Origin of the sequence: Novosphingobium fuchskuhlense (assembly GCF_001519075.1) — a bacterium.
Taxonomy (GTDB): Bacteria; Pseudomonadota; Alphaproteobacteria; order Sphingomonadales; family Sphingomonadaceae; genus Novosphingobium; species Novosphingobium fuchskuhlense.
On the sequence record NZ_KQ954244.1, the window covers coordinates 1,294,873 to 1,317,176 of the forward strand.

Below are 22,304 nucleotides of genomic sequence, written 5' to 3' on the forward strand. Positions count from 1 at the left end.
CGCCGCCTGGTGCGCAATTGCAACAGAGCGTGGGAAAGCCGCGACCAGCCGTTTTCACGCTCTTGTGCGGCGCAGCATAATACGGCAACAAAAAGTTACAGAACGAAGGCTGGCCGCAGGAATCGAGTCGCCACGGTCTGTGCAGGTGGGACGACGCAAACCCAAGAACAAAGGATTTCCCATGCGTACGTCCAGCAAGGCCCTCGTGGCCGCAACTTTTGCCGCCCTGAGCTTCGCCGCTGCTGCACCCGCGTTTGCCGACGAAGCCGCCCCGCCGAGCGACATCACCGTGACCGGTGGCGCGACGATCGCCAGCCAGTACCGGTTCCGCGGCGTTGCCCAGTCGGACAACAAGCCTGTCGTGCAGGGCACTTTCACGATCGCGCACAAGTCGGGCTTCTATGTCTCGACCTGGGCCTCGAGCGCTTCGGCCGGCAACAGCCCCATCAACATCGGCGGCACCGAAATCGACGTTTACGGCGGCTATACCCACGGCATCGGCAGCACCGGCTTCACGATCGACGGCGGCCTTTATGGCTACATCTATCCGGGTGCGACCGCGGGCAACCTCTGGGAAGTCTATGGCTCGCTGGCCAAGACGCTGGGCCCGGTGTCGGCCAAGGTCGGCGCGAACTTCGCGCCGGCGCAGAAGGTGTTCAACTACAACTTCACCTCGACCCATCGCAGCAATCTCTATGTCTACGGCGAACTGGGCGGGGCGATCCCGGGCACTCCGCTGAGCATCCATTCGCACCTTGCCCACACCGGTGGCGGCTTCGATCTGCCGAAGCCGTTCTTTGACTACAACGTGGGTATTACCGCGAAGTATAAGAACCTCGCACTGGATGCCTCAGTTGTCGGCACGAACATGACCCGCAGCGATGTCGCATCGAGCGGCCTGTGCAGCGGCGCGGGTTCGCCGACTGCGGTCGATGTGTGCTCGAACTCGTTCTACCGCACCACCAAGCCGGTGGGCGTGGTTTCGCTGACCGCTTCGTTCTGAGCTGACCTATTGCAGGGGGGAAGGGGCGTGCCGCGCTGCGGTACGCCCTTTCTTTGTCTGCAAGGCCCGCAGAGAGCTCTACCGCAGGAAGAAATCGATCGTCGTGACGACGCGGACCTTCTTGTAGGGCGTATCCGAAACGCCCCAGCCGCCGCCGGAATCGCCATCGCGCGCGGTGACTTCGAAGTAGCCCTGCGTCGCGCTTCTGATCCCGCCGACGCCGGTGCCGCTGTCCTTGGCAAACTGTTCGGCCCCCTTGCGCGCATCGCGTGTGGCCTCGGCGATCATGTCGGGCTTGATCGTGTTGAGCCGGGTGAAGGTATAGGCCATGCCGGAGCCTTCCTCGAGCATCACCCCGCGCCGGACGAGATCGAACTGGCGGCGCACCGCGCTTTCCGCGCGTTTGATGTCGTTCGTGCGCAGCGCCATGCGCTGGTTCACCGTGAAGGTGGTGGCGACGACGGCACCGTTCGAATCGCGCTCCTTGTTGGTCGAGACGTTGACGCCGGTGGGCTGGAGCGCATCGGCGGGAAAGCCGAGCCCGGCGAAGAAGGCGCGGATTTCCTGGCTGTCGCGGTCGACGCTGGCCTGTGCGCTGGCGAGATCGGGCGCAGTGGCGGCATAGCTGATTGTCCAGGTCGCAAGATCGGCCACGACCTCGCGCTCGGCAACCCCGCGCACGGTGACCGAGGGATCGGCACCCTTGAGGCGGTGGAGCCCCTCGCCGAGCAGGTAGCTGCCACCGACAAACCCCACGGCGAGGATCGCCGCGACGCTGAGCGCGGAGGTGCGCGCTCCCACAGGCCAGCCTGAGGGGGCAAGGCGGGCAAGAAACGATTGGGAATTGGCGGCAGGCTCACTATCGGTAGCAGTCACGGCATGGTCTCCCTGTCGGGCGTCTCGCCCTGCGACGAACTGTGCGATTTTGTCGATGAACCGAATTTGAATGACGAAGGAGACACCACGGTGACCAAGTTTCTCCACGCGATGATCCGCGTGACTGACCCGGAGGCGACGATTGCCTTCTTCGAACTCTTCGGGGTGCAGGAGGTGCGCCGTTTTTCCAGCGAGAAGGGCCGTTTCACCCTGATCTTCCTGGCCGCACCCGGCGAGGAAGGCATCGCCGAAGTGGAACTGACCTACAACTGGCCGTCCGAGGATGGCAGCGCGGGCGAGGTCTACACCGGCGGGCGCAACTTCGGCCACCTCGCCTACAGGGTGAGCAACATCTACGAGACCTGCGCGAAGATCCAGGCTGCCGGGCACATCATCCACCGCCCCCCGCGCGATGGGCACATGGCTTTCGTGAAGAGCCCGGACGGCATTTCGATCGAACTGCTGCAGGACGGCCATCTCGAGCCCGCCGAGCCCTGGGCGAGCATGGAGAACACCGGGACCTGGTGAGCGGCTGCCTCAGGCAGCGCGCTCACGCCGGACCATCCACAGCGCGTAGAGCGCGGGCAGGAAGAACAGCGTGAGCGCGGTGCCGACGAGGGTGCCGCCGATCAGCACGACCGCGAGCGGGCCCCAGAAGCTGGAGAGTGTGAGCGGGAGGAAGGCGAGCACGGCGGCGAGCGCGGTGAGCAGCACGGGCCGGGCGCGGCGAACGGTTGCCTCGATCACCGCCGCTTCGAGCCCGAGCCCGCGCGCGCGTTCGCTGTCGATCTGATCGACGAGGATCAGCGTGTTGCGCATGAGGATGCCGGCGAGGCCGATAAGCCCGAGGATCGCGTTGAATCCGAACGGGAAACCGGTGATGAGCAGCGCCGGGATCGCGCCGAGCAGGCCGAGCGGCGCGGTCGCGAAGACGAGGCCGGTCATGCGGAACGAGCGGGTCTGCAGCATCAGGATGAGCAGCATCAGGCCGATCATGATGGGGAAGAGCGGGGCGAGTGCGGCGTTGGCTTTGCCCGCTTCCTCGACCGAGCCGGCGACGGTGACCGCGTAACCGGCCGGTAGCCTGGTGATCAGCGGCTGGAGCTTCGGCAGGATCGCGGCGGTCACGTCGGCGGGCTGGATGCCCCGGGTGATATCGGCGCGCACGGTCATCGTCGGCACGCGGCCCCGCCGCACGAGCAGCGGATCCTCGCTGGTGGGCACGATCTTTGCGACTTGCGAGAGCGTGACGCCGGTTCCGTTCGATGTGCCGATGACGAGGCTGCCGAGATCGCCAAGCGCATGGTGTTCGGCCCAGGGGGTGCGCACGACGACATCGGTGGTGCGGTCCCCATAGCGCGCCTGCGAGACGGTGGTGCCCGAGATCAGCGCATAGACCTGCCGCGCGACGCTGGCGGGATCGAGCCCGAGCAGGCGCAGGCGGTCGTTGTCGAACTGGAGCGTGACAGCAGGGGTGCGGTCGCCCCAGTCGGTGTTGACAGCCACCGCATTGGGGTTGGCGCGCACCACTTCGGCGACGTCGGCAGAGATGCGGCGCAGCTGGCCAGCATCGGGGCCGGTGACGCGGAAAGCCACGGGATAGGGCACCGGCGGACCGAACAGGAGGCTGATCGCGCGGACGCGGGCGCCGGGATAACGGCCTTCGGCAGCGAGCTTCTGGACCGCAAGGCGCAGCCGGTCGCGCGCTGCCGGGCTGTGGGTCAGCACCACGAGCTTGGCGAACGAGGGGTCTGCGGGCTCGGGGTTGAGCGAGAGGAAGAAGCGCGGGGCACCGCCGCCGAGGTAGCTGTCGACATAGCGGATCTCGGCCTTCGTCTCGGGCCGGGTAAGGAGGTCGTGCTCCAGCTTTTCGACGACGCCGCGCGTGGCGGCGAGGCTGGAGCCGTGGGGGTTGTAAACCTCGATCAGCAGTTCGGGTCGGTCGGACACCGGGAAGAACTGCTTGGGGATCGCGACAACAAGGAGCACGCCGGCAAGCGCCATGGCCAGCACTACGCCGATGGTGAGGCGGCCGCGCTGCGCCACGCTGCGGGTGATCCAGGCGCGCAGCTGCGCATAGCGCGGCGTGGCGTAGATCGCATCGTGGCCGCCCTGCACAGGCTTGATATCAGGCAGCAGCTTCACGCCGAGGTAGGGGGTGAAATAGACCGCAACGACCCATGACACGATCAGTGCGAAGCCGACGATCCAGAAGATGTTGCCGGCGTATTCGCCTGCGGTCGATTGCGCGAAGCCGACGGGAAGGAAGCCGACGATGGTGACGATGGTGCCCGCCAGCATCGGCCCGGCAGTCGCTCCCCACGCGAACGTGGCGGCCTCGGCGCGGCTCATGCCTTCCTCGAGTTTCACCACCATCATCTCGATCGCGATGATCGCATCGTCGACAAGGAGGCCGAGGCTGAGGATGAGGGCACCCAGCGTGATGCGGTCGAACTGGCGGCCTGTCATCAGCATGATCACGAAGACGGCCGCGAGCGTGAGCGGGACCGAGAGCGCGACGACGATGCCGACGCGCCAGCCCAGCGCGATCAGGCTGACGACCATGACGACGCTGAGCGCGACCGCGAACTTGAGCATGAATTCGCCGTAGGCCTCCTCGATATTCGCGGCCTGATCCGCGACTTCGGCGACGGTGATGCCTAGGGGAAGCCCGGCGCGCACGTCAGCGAGCTTGCTGCTGAGCGCATTGCCGAGCGCGAGGCCGTTGTACTTGTCCTGCATCACCACGCCGAGCATGACCGCCTCGCTGCCCTGATGGCGCACCTGATAGCTCGGCGGATCTTCATAGCCGCGCTTGACCTCGGCGATATCGCCCAGGCGCAGCACGCGCCCGCCCGCCGTGATGGGCGTGGCGCGCACGGCATCGAGATCGTCGAAGCCCCCGGTGACGCGCACCGGAACGAGGCGCGAGGCGGTCTCGAACTGGGCGGCGGGCTGGATGAGATTCTGGTTGGCGAGCGCGCCGAGCACGGCATCGGCGCCGACCCCGAGCGTGGCGAGCTTGCGGTTGGAGAGCTCGACATAGATGCGCGGGCGCTGCTCGCCGATCAGGGCGACTTTCTTGACCCCTTGGACCCGCTGCAGCTCGCTGCGGATGGCTTCCGCGCGCTGGATCAGGTCTCGGTGGGGCAGGCCTTTTGCCTGCACCGCGATGAGCGAGAAATAGACGTCGGAATACTCGTCGTTGACGATCGGGCCAATCACCCCGCGCGGCAGGTTGATGGCCTCGTCGCTCATCTTCTTGCGCGCCTGATAGAGCATGTCGGGCACGGCGCCGGGCGGCGTCTTGTCGCTGAGCACGACCGTAAGCGTGACGAGGCCGGGGCGGGCCTGGGTTTCGATCCGGTCGTTCCAGGGCAGTTCCTGGATGCGCTTCTCGAGCCGGTCGGCGATCTGGTCCTGCATCTCGCGGGCCGAGGCGCCGGGCCAGACGGCCGTGACGGTCAGCGCCTTCAGCGTGAAGCTCGGATCTTCGGCGCGGCCAAGCTGGAAGAAGGCGAAGACGCCGGCGGCCATCGCGGCCAGCAGCAGGAACAAGGTGACCGAGGGTTCCTTGACCGCGATGGCGGAGAGATTGGGGCCCTTCACAAGCCGGCGCCCGGCGCGAGGCGGACGGTCTGGCCGGCGTGGAGCAACTGGCCGCCCAGCGCGACGATGCGCGTGCCCGGGGGCAGCGCGGCGGCGGGCAGCAGGGCTTCCTCCTCGGTCAGTCGCAGCGGCTGCGCGCGCTGGAAGCGCACACGGCGGTCGGGCTGGATTACCCACACGCCTGGCCCCGCACCGAGATCGACGAGCGCGCCGAGCGGCACGCGCGTGGCACCCCCAGTGGCGGCAGGCAGGCGGACGGTGACAGTGGCGCCGAGCGGGGCGTCCTCGGGCGCGCCGGCCAGCACATAGCGCGCGGCGAACGTGCGGGTGTAGGGATCGGCCGCGCCGGCGACCTCGCGCAAGGTGGCGGTGACGGGGGCGCTGCGGCCATAGACCGTGGCCTGCGCCGTTTTCGGCAGGGCGGCGAGGGCGGTTTCGGGCACGGCGACCAGCGCCTCGCGCGCACCGCTGCGCGCAAGGCGCAGGACCGGCGTGCCGGCGGCAACGACCTGGCCCGCCTCGGCGAGGACTTCGGTCACCACGCCGTCGGCATCGGCGACCAGCGTGGCATAGCCGCGCTCGTTGGCGGCATGGGCGGCAGCGGCGCGCGCGGCGGACAGGTTGGCGGCGGCAGCATCGCGCAAGGCGCGGGCGCCATCATAGGCGGAGGGCGAGATCGCACCGGTCGCCACAAGCGGGCGCAGGCGGGCTTCATCCGCCGCGGTGCGCGCGGCATCGGCCTCGGCGGCGCGGACCTTTTCGGCGGCGGCGGAGGCAGCGAGGCCATAGTCCTGCGCATCGAGCCGGGCGAGCGGCTGGCCTGCGCGGACGTGCGCGCCGGCATCGACCAGACGCTGCACGATCTTGCCGGGGACGCGGAAGGCGAGCGTGCTTTCGGTGCGGGCGTGGACCGTGCCGGTATAGGCATCGCCGGTGCCGCCGCTTTCGGCCTGCGCGAGAGCAGTGGCGACCAGTGGCTGATCGGGCAGGTGGGTCGCGGACCCGGAGCAGCCGGCCAGCAGCGCGGTGCCGCTGAGCGCGGCGATCAGGGGCAAGCGGGAAATCGTGCGGCGTTGCATGAGAGCCTCCGAGCCCCTGAGGGCACTTTCGACTCACCTATAATCGCGACCAGCATTTAGGGAAAGATGAAAAATAATTTCTATTTTCAGTTTTTAATTCTGAGCGCCTCGAGCACGAGTCGTGTGATCCCCGCGGTCTCCTCCTCAAGAGTGGCGACACCGAAGGTATCGAGCATGACCGGGTGCCAGACTTTGGCCATGGCCGTGAAGGTGGCCGCCGTGGTTTCCTCGAGCGGGAGATCGGTGCGCATCACGCCCTGTCGCTGGCCTTCGGCGATGACATGGCGGATGAGCCCTCGCAGTGTATCCATGAACTGCTGTACTGGTGGCCAGTTGCCGCGCGTGGCGGCCAGGCACAGATCGCTGGAGCGCCCGCTTTTAAACAGAAGATCGCGCATTTTCAGAGCGATATCCATGCAGAGCACCTCGAAGGTGGCAATCGGATCGGCCGCCGCGCCGCGTGCGACCCGCCATGCGGCATCTTCCACGCCGGTCAAGGCGCGGCTGGTCACCGCTTCATCGATCGCCTGGCGGTTGGCGAAGCTGCGATAGAGATTGGCGGGTGACATGCCGAGCGCGCGGGCGACGTCGGTGACCGTGACTTTTTCGAACCCGAGTGCGTCATAGAGGCGTTCGGCGGCGTCGAGGATCTCGTCCCGCCGGTCTACGCTGGGCCGGCCTGCCCTTCGCTTTTCTGAAATGGCTGGGTTGATTTTCATGAAAAAGGATATATTCTTTCATCATTCATTGGTCAAGGATTCATCCTATGCGGACCCTTCTGGCTGGAGCCGCAGCCGTTATCCTGCTTGGCGGCGCGGTGCCCGCTGCGCCGGCTGCGTATACCTCGCCGCGGGCCCTGCCGGCGTCGCCGGTGCTCCCCGATGCGTTCCGCAATGCGCCGGATGCGGCCCCGGGCGAAGCCGTGCCGCTTGCCGAGGACTGGTGGAAGAGCTTTGGCGATCCGGTGCTGGACCGCATGGTGGAGACTGCGCTGGCCGGCAATCTCGATATCGCAGCAGCCGCAGCGCGGCTGGAGCAGGCGGCGGCGGGGCTGAAGGCCGCGCAGGGCGCACTGCTGCCGCAAGCCTCGCTCGACGGTTCGGGGGGCATCAAGCGGCAATCGACCGAGGATGTGCAGGGGCGTGCCTTCTCGAAGTTTCCCGGTTTTCAGCGCACTGTGGAGCAATACGGCCTGAACGGAGCGGCTTCGTGGGAGCTTGATCTGTTCGGCAAGCTCGCCGCAGATGCCCGCGCGGCGCGGGCCGAGGCGGGCGCGGCGGATGCGGGCCTTGCCGCCGCGCGGCTGACGATCGCGGCCGAAGTGGTCAACACCTACATCGATGTGCGGGCGATCGAGGCCCGGTTGGCCGTGGCGCGGGCGCGTGTTGCGGCTGCGCGCGAAACGGACACCCTGCTTCGCCAGCGCGCGGAGCGCGGCGTGGCAGCGCTGACCGAGACCGACCGCAGCGGGGCGGAACTCGCCGGAGCGCAGTCGGCGGTCCCCGCGCTCGAGACGGCGCTGGAGGTCATGCGCAACCGGCTCGACGTGCTGATGGGCCGCGCGCCGGGGCAGGCTGCGGCTGAGCTGGGTGCGGGCGGCATTCCGGCGGTGCGGGCACCGGCCGTGCCCGATGGCCCGGCAGCGCTGTTGGCGCGGCGGCCGGATGTGGTCGCGGCGGAGCGGCGTGTCGCCGCCAGCGACGCGCGCGTGGCCGAGGCGATCCGCGCGCGGTATCCGCGCTTCACCATTTCGGGGTTTGCGGGTTTCCTCGCCAATGGAATGAGCAACCTGTTTACGGGCGGGGCAGTGCAGACCGGCGCCAGCGGCGGGATCAGCCTGCCGCTGTTCACCGGCAGGCGGCTGCGCGCGCGGCAGGCTGCTGCAGAGGCTGAATTGAAGGAAGCGGTCGCGGACTGGCGGAAGACCGCGCTGCTGGCTGCGGCCGATGGCGAGAACGCGCTGCTGGCGCTGACCAAGCGCAGCGAGCAGGCCGCAGCGCTGGGACGTGTCGCGGTGCGGCTGGCGGACAGCCGCCAGCGGATCGAGACGGCTGTGCGAGCCGGTGCGGTCAGCCGGGTGGAGGCGCTTGGCGTGGAGCGCCAGATGCTCGATGCCGAGGACAACGCGATTGCCGCGCGGGCCGAGGCGGCACGGGCCGGGGTCGCCGCATTCCGCGCTCTGGGCGGCGGCTGGCAGGCGGCGGGGGCACGGCTCGCGGTGTCCCGTTAAGGGACGCTCAGCGGGGCCCATGACGGACCAAAAAGCGGTGTCACGTCTAGGTACTATTCGTTAACCATGCCGCATGGGCAGGGTTGGACGTCGAGTCTCGATCATCGCGGGTTTGCTGTTGGCGCTGCTGGGATGCGGCGTGGTGACGCGCGGCGCCTTGGCCGAGCGGATCGCGCCGCCGGCGCCGCCGGTGCAAACGGCATCGGCGGCTGTGCAATGCGGGCCTGATCCGGCGCTCGATGGCGCGCCGCAAGGGCCGCCGCCGCCCACGCCGGCCTCAGCCGCGCACAAGGGCGTGCTGATCGTGGTGAGCATTCCCTCGCAGCGGCTGTTCGTGTTCAGGGACGGGGCGGAGTGGGGTTCCACCACGGTTTCGACCGGGCGGCGCGGCCATGACACCCCGGCGGGCACGTTCACGATCCTGCAGAAGGCGGTGAAGCACCGCTCGCGCACCTATGGCAACGCGCCGATGCCTTACATGCAGAGGCTGACCTGGGGCGGCGTGGCGCTCCATGCCGGGCGCGTGACGGGTGCGCCCGCCTCGCATGGCTGCATCCGCCTGCCGGGTGACTTTGCGCGCCAGCTTTACGCACTGACCAATCCGGCTTCGACTTCGGTGGTGATCCTGCGCCAGCCACTGACTTATGCGGACGCAGCCAAGAGTGCGGCGCTGGGGATGCCCGCGCCGATGCGGACGCAGCCGATGCGGCAGGCCGATGCGCCGCCGCTCCCGTCATCGCCCCCGTCGCAGTTGGCTGCGCGCAGCCGAGGGCCCGTACAGACGATCCAGCTGGCTGCCGCCGCCAATGTCGCCGGGGCTGACGAGCTGTGGCAGACGCTTTCGGCGAGCGAGCCCGAATTGCAATCGCTGGAGCCGGTGATCATTCCGGCGGTGGTGCGCCAGGCGCAGGTCTACCGGTTGCGCGCTTCGGGGCCAGATGCCCATGCCATCTGCGGGCGGCTCGCGGCTCGCGGCATCGCCTGCATGCGGGTAACCGCCTAGGCGAGGCCGCTGCCGCCTTGGAGATGCGCGCCAAGGTGCGCGATGAACGCCGCGATCCGCGCCGGGATCGCCGGTGTGGGGGCGTGGACGGCATAGATGCCGACATCCTGCGAGCCCTGATACTGCGGGAGGACACGCGCGAGCGCGCCTGAGGCGAGCGCTTCGTGAACATCCCACAAGGAGCGCAGCGCGATGCCGCAGGCGCCCAGCGCGAGTTCGCGCACGACTTCGCTCGAATTGGTGCGCACGTGGCTCTGGCCCTGATGGGTGACCGTGCCCTCGGGCCCATCGAGTTGCCATGGGAGCTGGCTCACGGTGGCGAGGAGGCGGTGGTGCCTGAGGTCCGCCAGCGCCTCGGGCGTGCCGAACTGGGCAAGATAGGCCGGCGCGGCGCAAAGTACGCGGTGGCTGGTGCCGAGGCGGTGGCCGACAAGTCCGGTTCCGATCTTCGCGCCGATGCGGATGGCAAGGTCGCAGCTGCCATCGAGCAGATCGGCGAACTCGTCCGAGAGGTCGAGCTGGAGGCGCACATCGGGGTGGGCGGCGAGGAAGGTGGGGACGTGGGGGACGACATGCATGCGGCCGAACGAGGTGGGGGCGGTGAGGCGAAGCGGCCCGCGCACATGCGCGTGGCGGCCGCTGACGCGCTCCTCGGCGGCCTTGAGGGTGGAGCGCAGCGGGAGCAGCGCGTCGTGGAGATCCTGCCCGGCGGGGGTGAGCGCGAGGCGGCGCGTGGTGCGGTGGACGAGGCGGGCAGAGAGGCGCTCTTCCAGCCGGGCGAGACGCTTGGACAGTGCGGCGGTGGAGGCGCCCTGCGCCCGGGCCGCGGCGGAGATCGATCCGGCTTCGACGATGGCGAGGAAGAGATCGTAATCGGGGTCGAACATTGTTTCCCCACAGGAGAAGCTGCGTTGAATTATTTCCTTCTACCGGAAGACAGCAGCGCGGCCTAGGGAGAGCCATCGGATTTTGGGAGTGGTTGCGATGAGCAGATATGTCGAGCGTTCGGGGCTGCAGGTGGCGGGTGTCCTTGCGGACTTCATCGAGACGCGCGCGCTGCCAGGGACGGGGCTGACGGCGGACGCCTTCTGGGCCGGTGCGGCAGGCATTTTCGCGCAGTTCGCGCCGCGCAATGCCGCACTCTTGGCAAAGCGCGAGGACTTGCAGGCGAAGATCGATGCCTGGCACAAGGACCGCGCCGGGCAGCCGCAGGATATCGAGGCCTACAAGGCGTTCCTGACCGAGATCGGCTATCTGGTGCCCGAACCCGCGCCGTTCACTGTTGCGCCGCAGAATGTCGATGCCGAGCTGGCCGTGACCGCGGGGCCGCAGCTGGTGGTGCCGATCCTCAATGCGCGGTTCCTGCTCAATGCGGCCAATGCGCGCTGGGGCAGCCTTTACGACGCGCTGTACGGAACGGACGCCATTCCGGGTGCTGCCTCGGGCAAGGGCTATGACCCGGTGCGCGGCGCTGAGGTGATTGCCTGGGCCAAGGCGTTTCTGGATGAGGCGGTGCCGCTGGCCTCGGGTTCGTGGGCCGAGTGGACCGGCGGCGAGCCGGCGCTCAAGGACGCCTCGCAACTCGTTGGCCGCGCTGGCACGAGCCTGCTGTTCAAGCACAATGGCCTCCACATCGAAGTGGTGATCGATCCCGCGCATCCGATCGGCAAGGACGATCCGGCAGGCATCGCCGACGTCGTGATGGAAGCCGCGATCTCGACCATCTGCGACTGCGAGGATTCGGTCGCGGCGGTCGACGCCGAGGACAAGGTCGCAGCCTATGCCAACTGGCTGGGGCTGATGCAGGGCGATCTCGAGGACACCTTCGAGAAGGGCGGGCGGATGATGACGCGGCGGCTTAATCCGGACCGCGTCTATACCGCGCCCGATGGCAGCACGCTGACGCTGCATGGCCGCTCGCTGCTGCTGGTGCGCAATGTGGGCCACCTGATGACCAACCCTGCGGTGCTGCTGCCGGGCGGGGGCGAGGCGCCGGAGGGCATTCTCGACGGGATCGTCACCAGCCTGATCGCGATGCACGACATCAAGGGCGCGAGGGCCAACAGCCGGACGGGTTCGGTCTATATCGTGAAGCCCAAGATGCATGGGCCCGAAGAAGCCGCGTTTGCCAACGATCTGTTCGATGCGGTGGAAGACGTGCTGGGCCTCGCGCGCCATACGCTGAAGATCGGCGTGATGGATGAGGAGCGCCGCACGAGCGCGAACCTTGCCGCCTGCATCCACGCGGTGAAGGACCGCATCATGTTCATCAACACCGGCTTCCTTGATCGTACCGGTGACGAGATGCACACCTCGATGCAGGCCGGCGCGATGCTCCGCAAGGGCGACATGAAGACGACGCCGTGGATCACCTCCTACGAAGATCGCAACGTGCAGATCGGGCTTGCTTGCGGGCTTTCCGGCAAGGCGCAGATCGGCAAGGGCATGTGGGCGATGCCCGACCGCATGGCCGACATGCTGGTGCAGAAGGTGGGCCACCCCAAGACCGGCGCGAACACCGCCTGGGTGCCTTCGCCGACGGCGGCGGTGCTGCACGCGACGCATTACCATCAGGTCGACGTGTTCGCCCGGCAGGTGGAGCGCCGGGCGGAAGGGATTGCCAGCCTTGATGCGCTGCTCACCATTCCGGTTTCGGCGGGGCAGAACTGGTCTGCGGAGGACATTCAGGCCGAGATCGACAACAATGCGCAGGGCATCCTCGGCTATGTCGTCCGCTGGGTCGATCAGGGGATCGGGTGCTCGAAGGTGCCGGACATCAACGATGTCGGCCTGATGGAGGACCGCGCCACCTTGCGGATTTCGAGCCAGCATATTGCCAACTGGCTGCTGCATGGGGTGGTGACGCCGGAACAGGTCGATGCGGCGCTGCTGCGCATGGCGGCCAAGGTCGATGCGCAGAACGCGGGCGATCCGCTGTATCAGCCGATGGCGAACGATCCGGACGGCAGCTTCGCGTTTCAGGCGGCGCGGGCGCTGGTGTTCGATGGCGTATCGCAGCCGAGCGGCTATACCGAGCCGCTGCTCCACGCGTTCCGCCAACGCGTGAAGGCAGCTGGCTGAACCGGGGACCCCACTGATGTCGATTGCCATGCCGGTGCCCGATAGCGAGACGCTCGCCAAGCGCGCGCGGATCGCACAGGCGCTGCGGGCCATCGTGCCGGGAGAAGGCGTGATCGATGCGCCCGAGGCGCTGACCCCGTGGGAATCGGACGGGCTGACGGCCTATCGCCAGCCGCCGCTCATGGTCGTGCTGCCGGAGACGACGGCGCAGGTTTCCGCTGTGCTCAAGTGGTGCCATGCCGAGGGGGTGAAGGTCGTGCCGCGCGGGGCGGGAACTTCGCTTTCGGGCGGGGCGCTGCCGCTGGCGGATGCCGTGCTGCTGGGGCTCGGCAAGTTCAAGCGCGTGCTCGAGATCGACTACGAGGACCGCGTGGCGGTTGTGCAGCCCGGCGTCACCAATCTTGCGATCACGCAGGCGGTGGAGGGCCGGGGCTTCTATTACGCGCCTGATCCCTCGAGCCAGATTGCCTGCACCATCGGCGGCAATGTCGCGGAGAATTCGGGCGGGGTGCATTGCCTGAAATACGGGCTCACCACGAACAATGTGCTCGGCGTCGAGATCGTGATGATGGACGGTGAGATTGTGCGGCTGGGCGGGCGGCATCTCGATCCTTGCGGGCTCGATCTGCTGGGCGTGGTGGTGGGGTCCGAAGGGCTGCTGGGCGTGGTGACCGAAGTGACGGTGCGCATCCTGCCGAGGCCCGAGACGGCGCGCGCGGTGCTGGTGGGCTTTCCCGATGCCGAGCAGGCCGGGGCGTGTGTGGCGCAGGTGATTGCCGAAGGGATCATCCCCGCGGGCATGGAAATGATGGACCGGCCTGCGATCCATGCGGCGGAGGCTTTCGTCGAGGTGGGCTATCCGCTCGATGTGGGGGCGCTGCTGATCGTCGAGGTCGATGGGCCGGCAGCGGAGTGCGACTTCCTGATCGGCGAGATCGCGCGGATTGCGGATGCCAATGGGGCGGTGACGACGCGGGTTTCGCAAAACGAGGCCGAGCGCATGGCCTTCTGGGCCGGGCGCAAGGCGGCGTTTCCGGCGGTGGGGCGGATTTCGCCGGACTATCTCTGCATGGACGGGACGATCCCCCGGCGGCGGCTTCCCGATGTGCTGCGGCGCATGGAAGAGCTTTCGCAAGAGTATGGCCTGCGGGTCGCCAACGTGTTCCACGCGGGCGACGGCAACCTGCATCCGCTGATCCTCTACGATGCCAATGTGCCGGGGGAACTCGACAAGGCGGAGGCCTTTGGCGCGGATATCCTGCGGCTCTGCGTTGCGGTCGGCGGGGTGCTGACGGGCGAGCATGGCGTGGGGATCGAGAAGCGCGATCTGATGCCGGAGATGTTTTCGGACGCCGATCTGAAACAGCAGAGCCGCGTGAAGTGCGCGTTCGATCCGGAATTGCTGCTCAATCCGGGCAAGGTGTTTCCGGTGCTGCACCGCTGTGCGGAGCTGGGGCGGATGCATGTGCATCACGGCGCTTTGCCGCATCCTGACTTGCCGAGGTTCTGATGCTGGAGCCGAGGGATGCGGCGGATCTCGCCGGGATTGTCGCCGATGCGGCGGCGAGCGGGCGCAAGCTGGAGCTGCGCGGCGGCGGGACCAAGGCCGGGTTTGGCGCGCCGCGTGAGGCCGAGGTGGTCTCGCTGGCGGGGCTCGCAGGCGTCGTGGACTATGATCCCGCCGAACTGGTGCTGACAGTGCGTGCGGGAACGCCGCTGGCGCAGGTGCAGGCGCTGGTTGCGGCCGAAGGGCAGATGCTGGCGTTCGAACCGTGGGGCGATCCCGGCGCGACGATTGGCGGGACGGTGGCAGCGGGCGTGGCGGGTTCGCGCCGGGTGACGGCGGGGAGCGCGCGCGATCATCTGCTCGGGCTGACGGCGGTTTCCGGGCGCGGCGAGGTGTTTGTGGCAGGCGCAAAGGTCGTCAAGAACGTGACCGGTTATGATCTGCCCAAGCTGATGGCGGGCTCGTGGGGGCGGATCGGCGCAATGGCCGAGCTCACGCTGAAGGTGCTTCCGGCGCCGCGCGAGGTGGTGACCTTAGCGGCGCGCGGTCTGGAGCCTGCGGCGGCCCATGCGGCGATGGCGGCGGCGCTGGGGAGCAACGCCGAGGTTTCAGCGGCGGCAGCGCTCAGCGATGGCACGGTGCTGCTGCGGGTGGCCGGTTTTGCGCCTTCGGTTGCGGCGCGGTGTGCGGCCTTGCCGGGACTGCTTTCGGAGCATTGCGCTTTGGAGCGGTTGGAGGATGCCGCGCCGCTGTGGCACCGGGCGATGACCGGGGCGGGGCTGACGGGGGCGGTGCGCTGGGATGTGCATTTGCCGGCGCGCGCGGCTCCGGCGCTGATTGCGGCGCTGCCCGCTGGTGCGGAATGGGCGATGGATTGGGGCGGCGGGCGGCTCTGGGTCTGCTGCGAGGCAGAGGATGAGGCGGTCCGCCAGCATGCGGCCGGGCTTGGCGGCGAGGCGCGGCTGATCGCTGCGCCCGAAGCCATGCGGGCGCAGGTGCCAGCGTTCCAGCCGCGCGCAAAGGGCGTAATGGCGTTGGAAGCGCGGGTGCGGCGGGCGTTCGATCCAGAGGGCGTGTTCGCCACCGGACGATTTGCGGAGGATGCGGATGCAGACGCGGTTTCCGCCTGAGGCGCTCGCCGATCCGGCGATGGCGACGTCCGAGGGCGTGATCCGCAAGTGCGTGCACTGCGGGTTCTGCACCGCGACGTGCCCGACCTACGTGCTGTTGGGTGACGAAAACGATTCCCCTCGCGGGCGGATCTATCTGATCAAGGACATGCTGGAGAACGGCCGCGTGCCGGGGCCGGAGACGGTCAAGCACGTCGACCGCTGTCTTTCCTGCCTTGCCTGCATGACGACGTGTCCTTCGGGGGTGAACTACAGGCACCTCGTCGATCACGCGCGGGCCTACATCCACGAGAACTACCGGCGGCCCTGGCATGAACGCGCGGTGCGGCGGCTGCTGGCGTGGGTCTTGCCTTATCCGGGGCGGATGCGGCTGGCGCTCGACCTCGCGCCGCTCGGGCGGCCGCTGGTGCCGCTGATGAAGCGCGTGAAGGCGCTGCGGCCGCTGGCTGCGATGGTGGAGCTGGCGCCTGCACGCGTGCCCGCGCCGGTGCTGGTTCAGCCCGCGCGGATGGCGGCGGCGAAGGGCCGCGTGGCGCTGCTGCAGGGCTGCGCGGAGCCGGTACTGAGCCCTGCGGTGCGCGCGGCGACGGTGCGGCTGCTGGAGCGCGCTGGGCATGAGGTGGTGCTTGCTGCGGGCGAGGGCTGCTGCGGCGCGCTCGTGCATCACATCGGGCGCGAGGACGATGCGCTGGCGGCAGCGCGGCGCAATGTCGACGCATGGACGGCCGAAATCGAGGGCCCCAATGGTTCAGGGAGGGGCCTCGACGCGCTGATCGTGACCACTTCCGGCTGCGGCACGACGATCAAGGACTATGGCCACATGCTGCGCGCCGATCCGGCCTATGCCGAAAAGGCCGCGCGGGTGAGCGCGCTGGCGATGGATGTGAGCGAGTATCTGGCCAAGCATGGCTTGCCTGCCGCCACACCGCGCGGCCTGACCGTGGCTTATCACCCGCCCTGCTCGTTGCAGCACGGGCAGAAGGTGACCGAGGCGCCGAAGCAGTTGCTGGCGCAGGCGGGCTACACCGTGCGGTTGCCGGCGGAGGCGCATCTGTGCTGCGGTTCGGCGGGCACGTACAACATCCTCCAGAGCGAACTTGCGGGCCAGCTCGGCGCGCGCAAGGCCGAGCGGATCATGGCGCTTAAGGCCGATGTGATCGCCACCGGCAATGTGGGCTGCGCGGTGCAGATCGCGAAGCATACGGGCCTGGCCGTCGTTCACACCATCGAACTGCTCGACTGGGCGACCGGCGGGCCGGCCCCTCAAGCCTTGCAACACCTTCCCCAGGAGTAATGACCATGACCCGTATCTCGCTCGATCAGGCCCAGACCATCGTTTCCGGCGCGCTTGCCGAAGCGCGCGCGCTGAAACTCAAGCCGATCAGCGTTGCCGTGCTCGATGCCGGCGGCCACCTGATCGCCTTCGCGCGCGAGGACGGCTCGTCCAACTTGCGCCCGCAGATCGCGACGGCGAAGGCATCGGGCGCACTGGCGCTGGGCGTGTCCTCGCGCACGATCGGCGAGATGGCGGTGGAGCGGCCGACCTTCATCACTGCCGCAGCCGGGCTCAACCCCGCCGGGATTGTCCCTGCGGCGGGCGGCGTGCTGGTGCGCGGCAGCGACGGCGCGGTGATCGGCGCGGTCGGCGTGACCGGTGACACCAGCGACAACGACGAACTCGCCGCGCTGGCCGGGATCAAGGCGGCGGGCCTCTCCGCCTGACGCGTCAGCCCGGGCGGTGGCCCAGGGTCCACACGTAGGCGGCAACGGCTTTCACATCGGCTTCGTCCAGCGGCGCGCCGCCCATCGCGGGCATTCCGCCGCTGGCCTTCTTGGGCTTGGCGACGCCGGCGCGAATGGTCGCGGCAAGCCCGGCAGGCGAGCCATCGCTCCACTGGTACGTGGGGCCGGTGAGCGAACCGCCGGCAGAACTGCCGCGCCCGTCCGAGCCGTGGCAGCCGGCGCACGTCCCGCCCTTGGCCTCGCCGAAATAGATCCGCTGGCCCAGCGCGACTTCCTCTGCGCTGGAGCCGGGCGGGGCGACCGGGGGCTTGCCGGTGAAGGGATTGCCGGTGGTGAGCGCGCTCTTGACCGCGGCGCGCGGGGCGGCGGTGAGGGTCGCGTCCGCCGCCCCGTGGTAGGTCACGCGCCAGATCGTGCCGCGCACATCGTCGGCGATGTAGAGCGCGCCGTCTGGCCCGACGGCAAGGCCCGCCGGGCGGTGCGCGGCGCGGCCGGGTTCCCGGTAATCACCGGCAAAGCCATCGGCAAAGCGGATCCAGTTGCCGGCGGCCTTGCCGTCCTTGAGGGGCTGGAACGCCACGAGATAGCCGTCCTGCGGTGCGGGCGCGCGGTTCCATGAACCGTGGAAGGCGATGAACGCGCCTTCGGCATAGGCGGCGGGGAAGCGCTTTGCGGTGTAGATCGCGACGTCGTTGGGGGCCCAGTGCGCGGGATAGGCCGCGATGGGCGGCGTCTTGCCGGCGCAGCGCCCTTGGGTTTTGCCGCCATCGCCGCCATATTCCGGGGCAAGCACGTGGTGCTGGCCATCGTAATAGCAGGTCGGCCAGCCGAAATCGGCGCCCTTGAAGGGGGAGAACAGGATTTCGCTGGGCAGTTCGACGCCCTGCTCGCCGCTGTAGAGCGCCGGCCAGTTCTGCGAGAGCTGATCACGCCCATGCTGGGTTGCGAAGATGCGGCCCGCGCTGTCGAACGCGATGCCGCCGGTGTTGCGGATGCCGGTGGCCCAGCGTTCGGCGGGGCTGAACACCTGCCCGGTCCTGTCGGCACGGTAGGCCCAGATGCCGCCGCGGGTCAGCTGTTCGGTGCAGGGGGCAGCGCCCTTGGCACCGGGCTGGCGGTTGGGGCTTTCGCAGGTGTTGGAGGCAGAGCCCGAGTTGACGAGGAGAAGTCCCGCCTTGTCGATCGCGAAGGGGTGCATCGGGTGATCACCCTTCATGACGAGGCCTGCGACGATGACGTCGCCCGCCCCGCTCGGCGCGGCGCTGCCGGGGGTGAGCGGATAGCGCAGGATGCTGTCGCCTTCCTCGGCATAGAGCGCGCCGTTCCACAGCGCGATGCCGGTGCCGCCCTGTCCGCCCTTGCGCGGGTTCGAGCCGAAGCGCTCGGTCATGTCGGCCACGCCGTCACCGTCGCGATCCTTGAGCGCGACGATGTAACCGCCGGCCGGCACGGGGGCGCCGGGGAAATAGTCCGGATAGTTCCAGGTGTTGACGTAGACCGTGCCGTCCGCACTGATGGCGAGGTGGCGGGCATGGCCGAGGTGATCGGCAAAGACCGTGGCGCAGAAGCCCGGCGGCAGGCTGAGCCCGCCGTTGTCTGGCGCACAGTCTGCCGGTGCAGGTTCGGAAGCGGCGGCCAGCGGCGCGCGAGGGGCAAGGAAGGCGAGACCGAGCGCGGCAGTGCAGGCGGCGGCGAGGATGGGCTTGTTCATGGGCTGACTGTGGTGGGATGGGAATCCCGGGTCAATCCTGATCGAAGGGAAATGGCATGGATTGCGCTTTATCCGATGTCCGCATCCAGAGCCTGCGCCATACCCTCGCCAGCCATGGCGCGATGTGCGAGAAACCCTTCGCGCATGGTCTGGAGGCTGCTTGCCCCAGGCGCTGTGGCTGGGATTTCACCGCCGTTGCGGCGCTGCCCCTGAATTCAGAACAGTTCGATACGGACGGCTTCGTGGTGGGCAGGGTGTTCAGTGGTGTCGACACTGGCATGGACCAGCCGCTGGCTTTCCATGACATAACTGGTGCGCTGATCCTCAAGCAAATCGATCAGCGATTTCGTCCGCGGCGCACCCGAGCTGGAAAGCGAGAGGAGATCGCTGAGATCGCGCAGCGCGTCGAACACCTGGCCGAGGCGCTGCTTCATGACATCCTGAAATTGCAGATGGCCGAGGATATCCGAAAGCGACAGCACGATTTCGGAATGCCCTGCTTCAAGGGTCTGTACCATGCCGTCGAGATGCTGTCCGGCCCTGTCCGCCTCATGTTGCGCGGCTTCAAGCTCTTTGATGAGTGTATTGACCTCGTCGGCACCATTCCCCGAATGGTTTGGCATCGCCGCTGCCAGTTGGGCCTGCATCCGGTCGGCAAACGAGTTGATGCTCGCTCCCACGGTGCGCGCACCTCCCGCGGCGCCCAGCACTGCCGCGCCCGCTGCGCTGCCTGCGCTCGGTGATATCAGGACGGCCCACGGTTCAATGAATCACATCGCCTTTTCCGTGCCGGCGGAGCGGTTTGACGATTATGTAGCACGACTGCACGACCTCGGGGTCGAGACCTCACCGGTGCTGAATCACGACGATCCCGAAGGACAGGTTGCACCGCAAATGCACGACGGCGTGTTCGTGCGCTCGGTTTATTTTTTTGATCCCGACGGCGTTTGCCTTGAGTTCGCCGCCTGGACCGTCGAACTGGGCGGTGATGCGCATGTCCGCCATGATCCGATGCGCGCGGACGGCATCAAAGCGGTCGGCATGGTCATCACGGAATTGCGAGCATAGCTGCCCAGACTGGGATCAGTTCATTCGAGTAGCGACCTGATCTTTGCCAGCAGTCGATCAATATCGACCGGCTTGGTGTCATAATCGTCGGCTCCCGCAGCGAGTGCCTTTTCCCGATCACCGCTCATTGCGTGCGCGGTCAATGCAATGATCGGAATTGACCGTGTATCGGGCCCCTGCTTGATAATGGATATGGCCTGCCAACCATCAAGGACAGGGAGGCTGAGGTCCATCAAGATCAGGTCCGGTAGTTCGGACTTGCTGATATCCACCGCCGCTTGGCCATCTGCCGCAAATGCGATCTCGAACCCCCGTCGGATCAACCTTCGGCTCAACATGTCGCGGTTTTCGGCATTGTCCTCGACGAGCAAGATCCGATTGCTCATAGCTTCAGGGTCTCCAATGCCTTGAGCAGAGCAGATTGGGGGGCGATCCCTGGCGGGAGAACGACGGCACCTCTTTCCTTTAGAAATGCGGCCTCCGCCATGCTCAATTCTCCCGACGCACGAATGATGATCCTTAGATCCGCAAATGCCGGATGATCGCGAGTTTGCTCGAGTATGTCGAACGCGTCATGCTGACTAACCAGCATGACAGATGGTGTCGGCGGCGTGGCAAGCACACTGAGGGCTTCTATGTTTCCTGTCGCCTCGATGACATCATAACCATGCGCACTCAGCGTTGACGAAAGGAAGGGTTGATCGTCCTCGTTTTCGTGTACGATCAGGATCCTTGCGGATGAGCTTCCAACATAGTTTCGCACCACTGCGATCAGCTGGGACCGATCGACAGGCTTGGACATCACCTCATCAGCGCCAAGAGACAGGCTGAGGGGGCGCTCATCCAGCAGACTGACGACGACGACTGGGATCAGTTTCAGGGTGTCGCTTTCCTTCAGCTTGCCGAGAACCGTCCAGCCATCCATCTTCGGCATCATGATGTCGAGAAGGATCACTGCCGGCCGCAATTCTTCAGCTTTGAGAAGCGCGGCTTCGCCGCTGTGCGCATGCTCGACCTGATAACCCTCGCGCTCGAGCATTGTGCCGATCAAATGGTGAATTTGGGGATCATCGTCGACGAGGAGAATGCGTGCGCCCGTCTTAGAACTATTGATTGTCGGCATCTGAGGTTGGCTTGGCGAGGTGACGGCCTCCAACTTGACGGGAAGCCTGATTGTAAATGTGCTGCCGACACCCGGTGAGCTTTCGAGCGAAACATCGCCCCCCATATGCCGACACAGTCGTTGGGTGATCGCAAGGCCGAGGCCCGTTCCGCCAAATTGCCGGGTCGTGCTGGGGTCGGCCTGCGTGAAGGGCTGGAACAGCTTTTCTGTTTGGGCCTGCGTCATGCCGATCCCAGTGTCGGTAACGTCAAAGAAGATCTCGTCATCAGCAGCCCAGGCCCGGACCGCGATATCCCCCCCGTCCGTAAACTTGCACGCATTGCTGACGAGGTTGAGCAAGCATTGCTTCAACTTCACGAAGTCCGTGTGGAGGATCGGAAGATTGTCAGGTACCGAGAAGGTCAATCGGTTCGATCGCGTCGTGGCCAATGGTTTCGTCAGGGAGAAAACTTCGTCCATCAGGCGCGAGACGACGACGGCTTCCAGATAGAGATCCATTCGGCCGGAGTCGATCTTGCTTAGGTCCAGAACGTCATTAATCAGGCCGAGAAGATGCTTTCCGGCCGACTCAATGCGCTTGAGATCCTCAATATAATCGGAGTGCCCGGTTTCTTCAAAATCTTCCTGAAGAATCTGGGAGTAACCGATGATAGCATTAAGGGGAGTGCGAAGTTCATGGCTCATATTTGCTAAAAAGTCGGCCTTTGTTTTGCTTGCTTCCTCCGCAAGATCTCGAGCATGCTCAAGTGCAGCCTCAACCGATTTCTGATGAGTTATATCATAGCTCCAAACAACCATTGCGCGCTGACCATCGTATTCGATGTTCTGCCAGTTAACTAAGCACCAGATCTTGCTGCCGTTTGGGAGAAGATATTGAACTTCCTCTTCTCGAAGGCTTCCATCCCGCGCGAATTTTTTGACAAGCTCGTCGAAGCGATCGGGATCGGCATAGAGCGCCGCCCCGGATTCCAATGCGCTACCATGAGTGACGCCCATGAGTTCATACGTGCGGCGATTAGCAAAAAGGAACTTGCCCTTCAGGCTGGTAATCACCGCGGCAATCGGGCTGCTGTCGAGGAGCAATCGCGCGCGGTCCGGGCGGCCGACATTCGGCGAAACTGGAGAGGTCTCTTCAGGCACG

Annotated in this window: 19 protein-coding genes; 10 read left to right on the top strand and 9 right to left on the bottom strand. The window is 66.9% G+C overall.

Features of this window, described 5'->3' with window-relative positions; genetic code table 11:
- The first annotated feature begins 181 nt into the window (after positions 1–181).
- Positions 182–1,003: a TorF family putative porin gene (locus AQZ52_RS05970; RefSeq protein WP_067907256.1), complete on the top strand. Its 822-nt coding sequence runs from the start codon at positions 182–184 to the stop codon at positions 1,001–1,003.
- Between the two features lie 78 nt (positions 1,004–1,081).
- Here the strand turns inward: AQZ52_RS05970 and AQZ52_RS05975 are convergent, their stop codons facing one another.
- Positions 1,082–1,804: an SIMPL domain-containing protein gene (locus AQZ52_RS05975; RefSeq protein WP_067907258.1), complete on the bottom strand. Its 723-nt coding sequence runs from the start codon at positions 1,802–1,804 to the stop codon at positions 1,082–1,084.
- Positions 1,805–1,969: 165 nt separating this feature from the next.
- Between AQZ52_RS05975 and AQZ52_RS05980 the strand changes: the two genes are divergently transcribed.
- Positions 1,970–2,407 carry a VOC family protein gene (locus tag AQZ52_RS05980; protein ID WP_067909535.1) on the top strand — a complete coding sequence of 146 codons (438 nt, stop codon included), beginning with the start codon at positions 1,970–1,972 and terminating at the stop codon, positions 2,405–2,407.
- A 9-nt stretch (positions 2,408–2,416) separates the two neighbouring features.
- Here the strand turns inward: AQZ52_RS05980 and AQZ52_RS05985 are convergent, their stop codons facing one another.
- From AQZ52_RS05985 to AQZ52_RS05995, 3 genes are all read right to left on the bottom strand, one after another.
- Positions 2,417–5,488 (bottom strand): efflux RND transporter permease subunit, encoded by a 3,072-nt coding sequence (locus tag AQZ52_RS05985; RefSeq protein WP_067907261.1) that lies wholly within the window; start codon positions 5,486–5,488, stop codon positions 2,417–2,419.
- Positions 5,485–6,567, bottom strand: coding sequence for an efflux RND transporter periplasmic adaptor subunit (locus AQZ52_RS05990; RefSeq protein ID WP_067907263.1), 1,083 nt, complete (start codon positions 6,565–6,567; stop codon positions 5,485–5,487). Before AQZ52_RS05990 ends, AQZ52_RS05985 begins: the two co-directional genes overlap by 4 nt.
- Before the next feature lie 86 nt (positions 6,568–6,653).
- A complete protein-coding gene (locus AQZ52_RS05995) occupies positions 6,654–7,286 on the bottom strand; it encodes a TetR/AcrR family transcriptional regulator (RefSeq protein WP_067907264.1) in 633 nt (210 codons plus the stop codon).
- Between the two features lie 47 nt (positions 7,287–7,333).
- On the opposite strand from AQZ52_RS05995, the gene AQZ52_RS06000 reads away from it, so the two are divergent.
- Both AQZ52_RS06000 and AQZ52_RS06005 read left to right on the top strand, forming a co-directional pair.
- Complete coding sequence (locus AQZ52_RS06000; RefSeq protein WP_067907266.1) at positions 7,334–8,797, top strand: efflux transporter outer membrane subunit; 1,464 nt, start codon at positions 7,334–7,336, stop codon at positions 8,795–8,797.
- Between the two features lie 73 nt (positions 8,798–8,870).
- Positions 8,871–9,800: a L,D-transpeptidase family protein gene (locus AQZ52_RS06005; protein ID WP_082697583.1), complete on the top strand. Its 930-nt coding sequence runs from the start codon at positions 8,871–8,873 to the stop codon at positions 9,798–9,800.
- On the opposite strand, the gene AQZ52_RS06010 is transcribed toward AQZ52_RS06005, so the two are convergent.
- Positions 9,797–10,687 (bottom strand): LysR family transcriptional regulator, encoded by an 891-nt coding sequence (locus AQZ52_RS06010; protein ID WP_067907269.1) that lies wholly within the window; start codon positions 10,685–10,687, stop codon positions 9,797–9,799. The two genes, AQZ52_RS06005 and AQZ52_RS06010, sit on opposite strands and share 4 nt — an antisense overlap.
- A 97-nt stretch (positions 10,688–10,784) precedes the next feature.
- On the opposite strand from AQZ52_RS06010, the gene AQZ52_RS06015 reads away from it, so the two are divergent.
- Genes AQZ52_RS06015 through AQZ52_RS06035 form a run of 5 tightly spaced genes read left to right on the top strand, consistent with a single transcriptional unit; the run spans position 10,785 to position 17,240 of the window.
- Positions 10,785–12,881, top strand: a complete 2,097-nt coding sequence (locus tag AQZ52_RS06015) for a malate synthase G (protein WP_067907271.1) — start codon at positions 10,785–10,787, stop codon at positions 12,879–12,881.
- A 16-nt stretch (positions 12,882–12,897) separates the two neighbouring features.
- Positions 12,898–14,391: an FAD-linked oxidase C-terminal domain-containing protein gene (locus tag AQZ52_RS06020; RefSeq protein ID WP_067907273.1), complete on the top strand. Its 1,494-nt coding sequence runs from the start codon at positions 12,898–12,900 to the stop codon at positions 14,389–14,391.
- A complete protein-coding gene (locus AQZ52_RS06025) occupies positions 14,391–15,518 on the top strand; it encodes an FAD-binding protein (RefSeq protein WP_067907275.1) in 1,128 nt (375 codons plus the stop codon). Before AQZ52_RS06020 ends, AQZ52_RS06025 begins: the two co-directional genes overlap by 1 nt.
- Positions 15,496–16,812 (top strand): glycolate oxidase subunit GlcF, encoded by a 1,317-nt coding sequence (gene glcF, locus AQZ52_RS06030; protein WP_067907276.1) that lies wholly within the window; start codon positions 15,496–15,498, stop codon positions 16,810–16,812. The genes AQZ52_RS06025 and glcF overlap by 23 nt, the downstream gene beginning before the upstream one ends.
- Before the next feature lie 5 nt (positions 16,813–16,817).
- A complete protein-coding gene (locus AQZ52_RS06035; RefSeq protein WP_067909538.1) occupies positions 16,818–17,240 on the top strand; it encodes a GlcG/HbpS family heme-binding protein in 423 nt (140 codons plus the stop codon).
- Positions 17,241–17,244: 4 nt separating this feature from the next.
- Here the strand turns inward: AQZ52_RS06035 and AQZ52_RS06040 are convergent, their stop codons facing one another.
- Both AQZ52_RS06040 and AQZ52_RS19040 read right to left on the bottom strand, forming a co-directional pair.
- Positions 17,245–18,972 carry a PQQ-dependent sugar dehydrogenase gene (locus AQZ52_RS06040; protein WP_067907278.1) on the bottom strand — a complete coding sequence of 576 codons (1,728 nt, stop codon included), beginning with the start codon at positions 18,970–18,972 and terminating at the stop codon, positions 17,245–17,247.
- A 215-nt stretch (positions 18,973–19,187) separates the two neighbouring features.
- Positions 19,188–19,682, bottom strand: coding sequence for a hypothetical protein (locus tag AQZ52_RS19040; protein WP_240481463.1), 495 nt, complete (start codon positions 19,680–19,682; stop codon positions 19,188–19,190).
- A 55-nt stretch (positions 19,683–19,737) separates the two neighbouring features.
- Here AQZ52_RS19040 and AQZ52_RS19045 point away from each other — a divergent pair, with 55 nt between their 5' ends.
- Entirely contained in the window at positions 19,738–20,040 is a 303-nt protein-coding gene (locus tag AQZ52_RS19045) for a VOC family protein (RefSeq protein WP_240481464.1), read from the top strand.
- A gap of 20 nt (positions 20,041–20,060) precedes the next feature.
- On the opposite strand, the gene AQZ52_RS06055 is transcribed toward AQZ52_RS19045, so the two are convergent.
- Both AQZ52_RS06055 and AQZ52_RS06060 read right to left on the bottom strand, forming a co-directional pair.
- Positions 20,061–20,426, bottom strand: coding sequence for a response regulator (locus AQZ52_RS06055; RefSeq protein WP_067907284.1), 366 nt, complete (start codon positions 20,424–20,426; stop codon positions 20,061–20,063).
- Entirely contained in the window at positions 20,423–22,303 is a 1,881-nt protein-coding gene (locus AQZ52_RS06060) for an ATP-binding protein (RefSeq protein WP_082697584.1), read from the bottom strand. The genes AQZ52_RS06055 and AQZ52_RS06060 overlap by 4 nt, the downstream gene beginning before the upstream one ends.
- Position 22,304: the final 1 nt, after the last annotated feature.

Excerpts from the sequence above, each read along its gene's own strand:
- AQZ52_RS05995 (WP_067907264.1), bottom strand. The coding sequence starts at position 7,286 with ATGAAAATCAACCCAGCCATTTCAGAAAAGCGAAGGGCAGGCCGGCCC.
- AQZ52_RS06000 (WP_067907266.1), top strand. The coding sequence starts at position 7,334 with ATGCGGACCCTTCTGGCTGGAGCCGCAGCCGTTATCCTGCTTGGCGGC.
- AQZ52_RS06035 (WP_067909538.1), top strand. The coding sequence starts at position 16,818 with ATGACCCGTATCTCGCTCGATCAGGCCCAGACCATCGTTTCCGGCGCG.
- AQZ52_RS19045 (WP_240481464.1), top strand. The coding sequence starts at position 19,738 with ATGAATCACATCGCCTTTTCCGTGCCGGCGGAGCGGTTTGACGATTAT.
- AQZ52_RS06020 (WP_067907273.1), top strand. The coding sequence starts at position 12,898 with ATGTCGATTGCCATGCCGGTGCCCGATAGCGAGACGCTCGCCAAGCGC.
- AQZ52_RS06015 (WP_067907271.1), top strand. The coding sequence starts at position 10,785 with ATGAGCAGATATGTCGAGCGTTCGGGGCTGCAGGTGGCGGGTGTCCTT.
- glcF (WP_067907276.1), top strand. The coding sequence starts at position 15,496 with ATGCAGACGCGGTTTCCGCCTGAGGCGCTCGCCGATCCGGCGATGGCG.
- AQZ52_RS06025 (WP_067907275.1), top strand. The coding sequence starts at position 14,391 with ATGCTGGAGCCGAGGGATGCGGCGGATCTCGCCGGGATTGTCGCCGAT.
- AQZ52_RS06040 (WP_067907278.1), bottom strand. The coding sequence starts at position 18,972 with ATGAACAAGCCCATCCTCGCCGCCGCCTGCACTGCCGCGCTCGGTCTC.
- AQZ52_RS05990 (WP_067907263.1), bottom strand. The coding sequence starts at position 6,567 with ATGCAACGCCGCACGATTTCCCGCTTGCCCCTGATCGCCGCGCTCAGC.
- AQZ52_RS06005 (WP_082697583.1), top strand. The coding sequence starts at position 8,871 with ATGGGCAGGGTTGGACGTCGAGTCTCGATCATCGCGGGTTTGCTGTTG.
- AQZ52_RS06010 (WP_067907269.1), bottom strand. The coding sequence starts at position 10,687 with ATGTTCGACCCCGATTACGATCTCTTCCTCGCCATCGTCGAAGCCGGA.
- AQZ52_RS06055 (WP_067907284.1), bottom strand. The coding sequence starts at position 20,426 with ATGAGCAATCGGATCTTGCTCGTCGAGGACAATGCCGAAAACCGCGAC.
- AQZ52_RS05970 (WP_067907256.1), top strand. The coding sequence starts at position 182 with ATGCGTACGTCCAGCAAGGCCCTCGTGGCCGCAACTTTTGCCGCCCTG.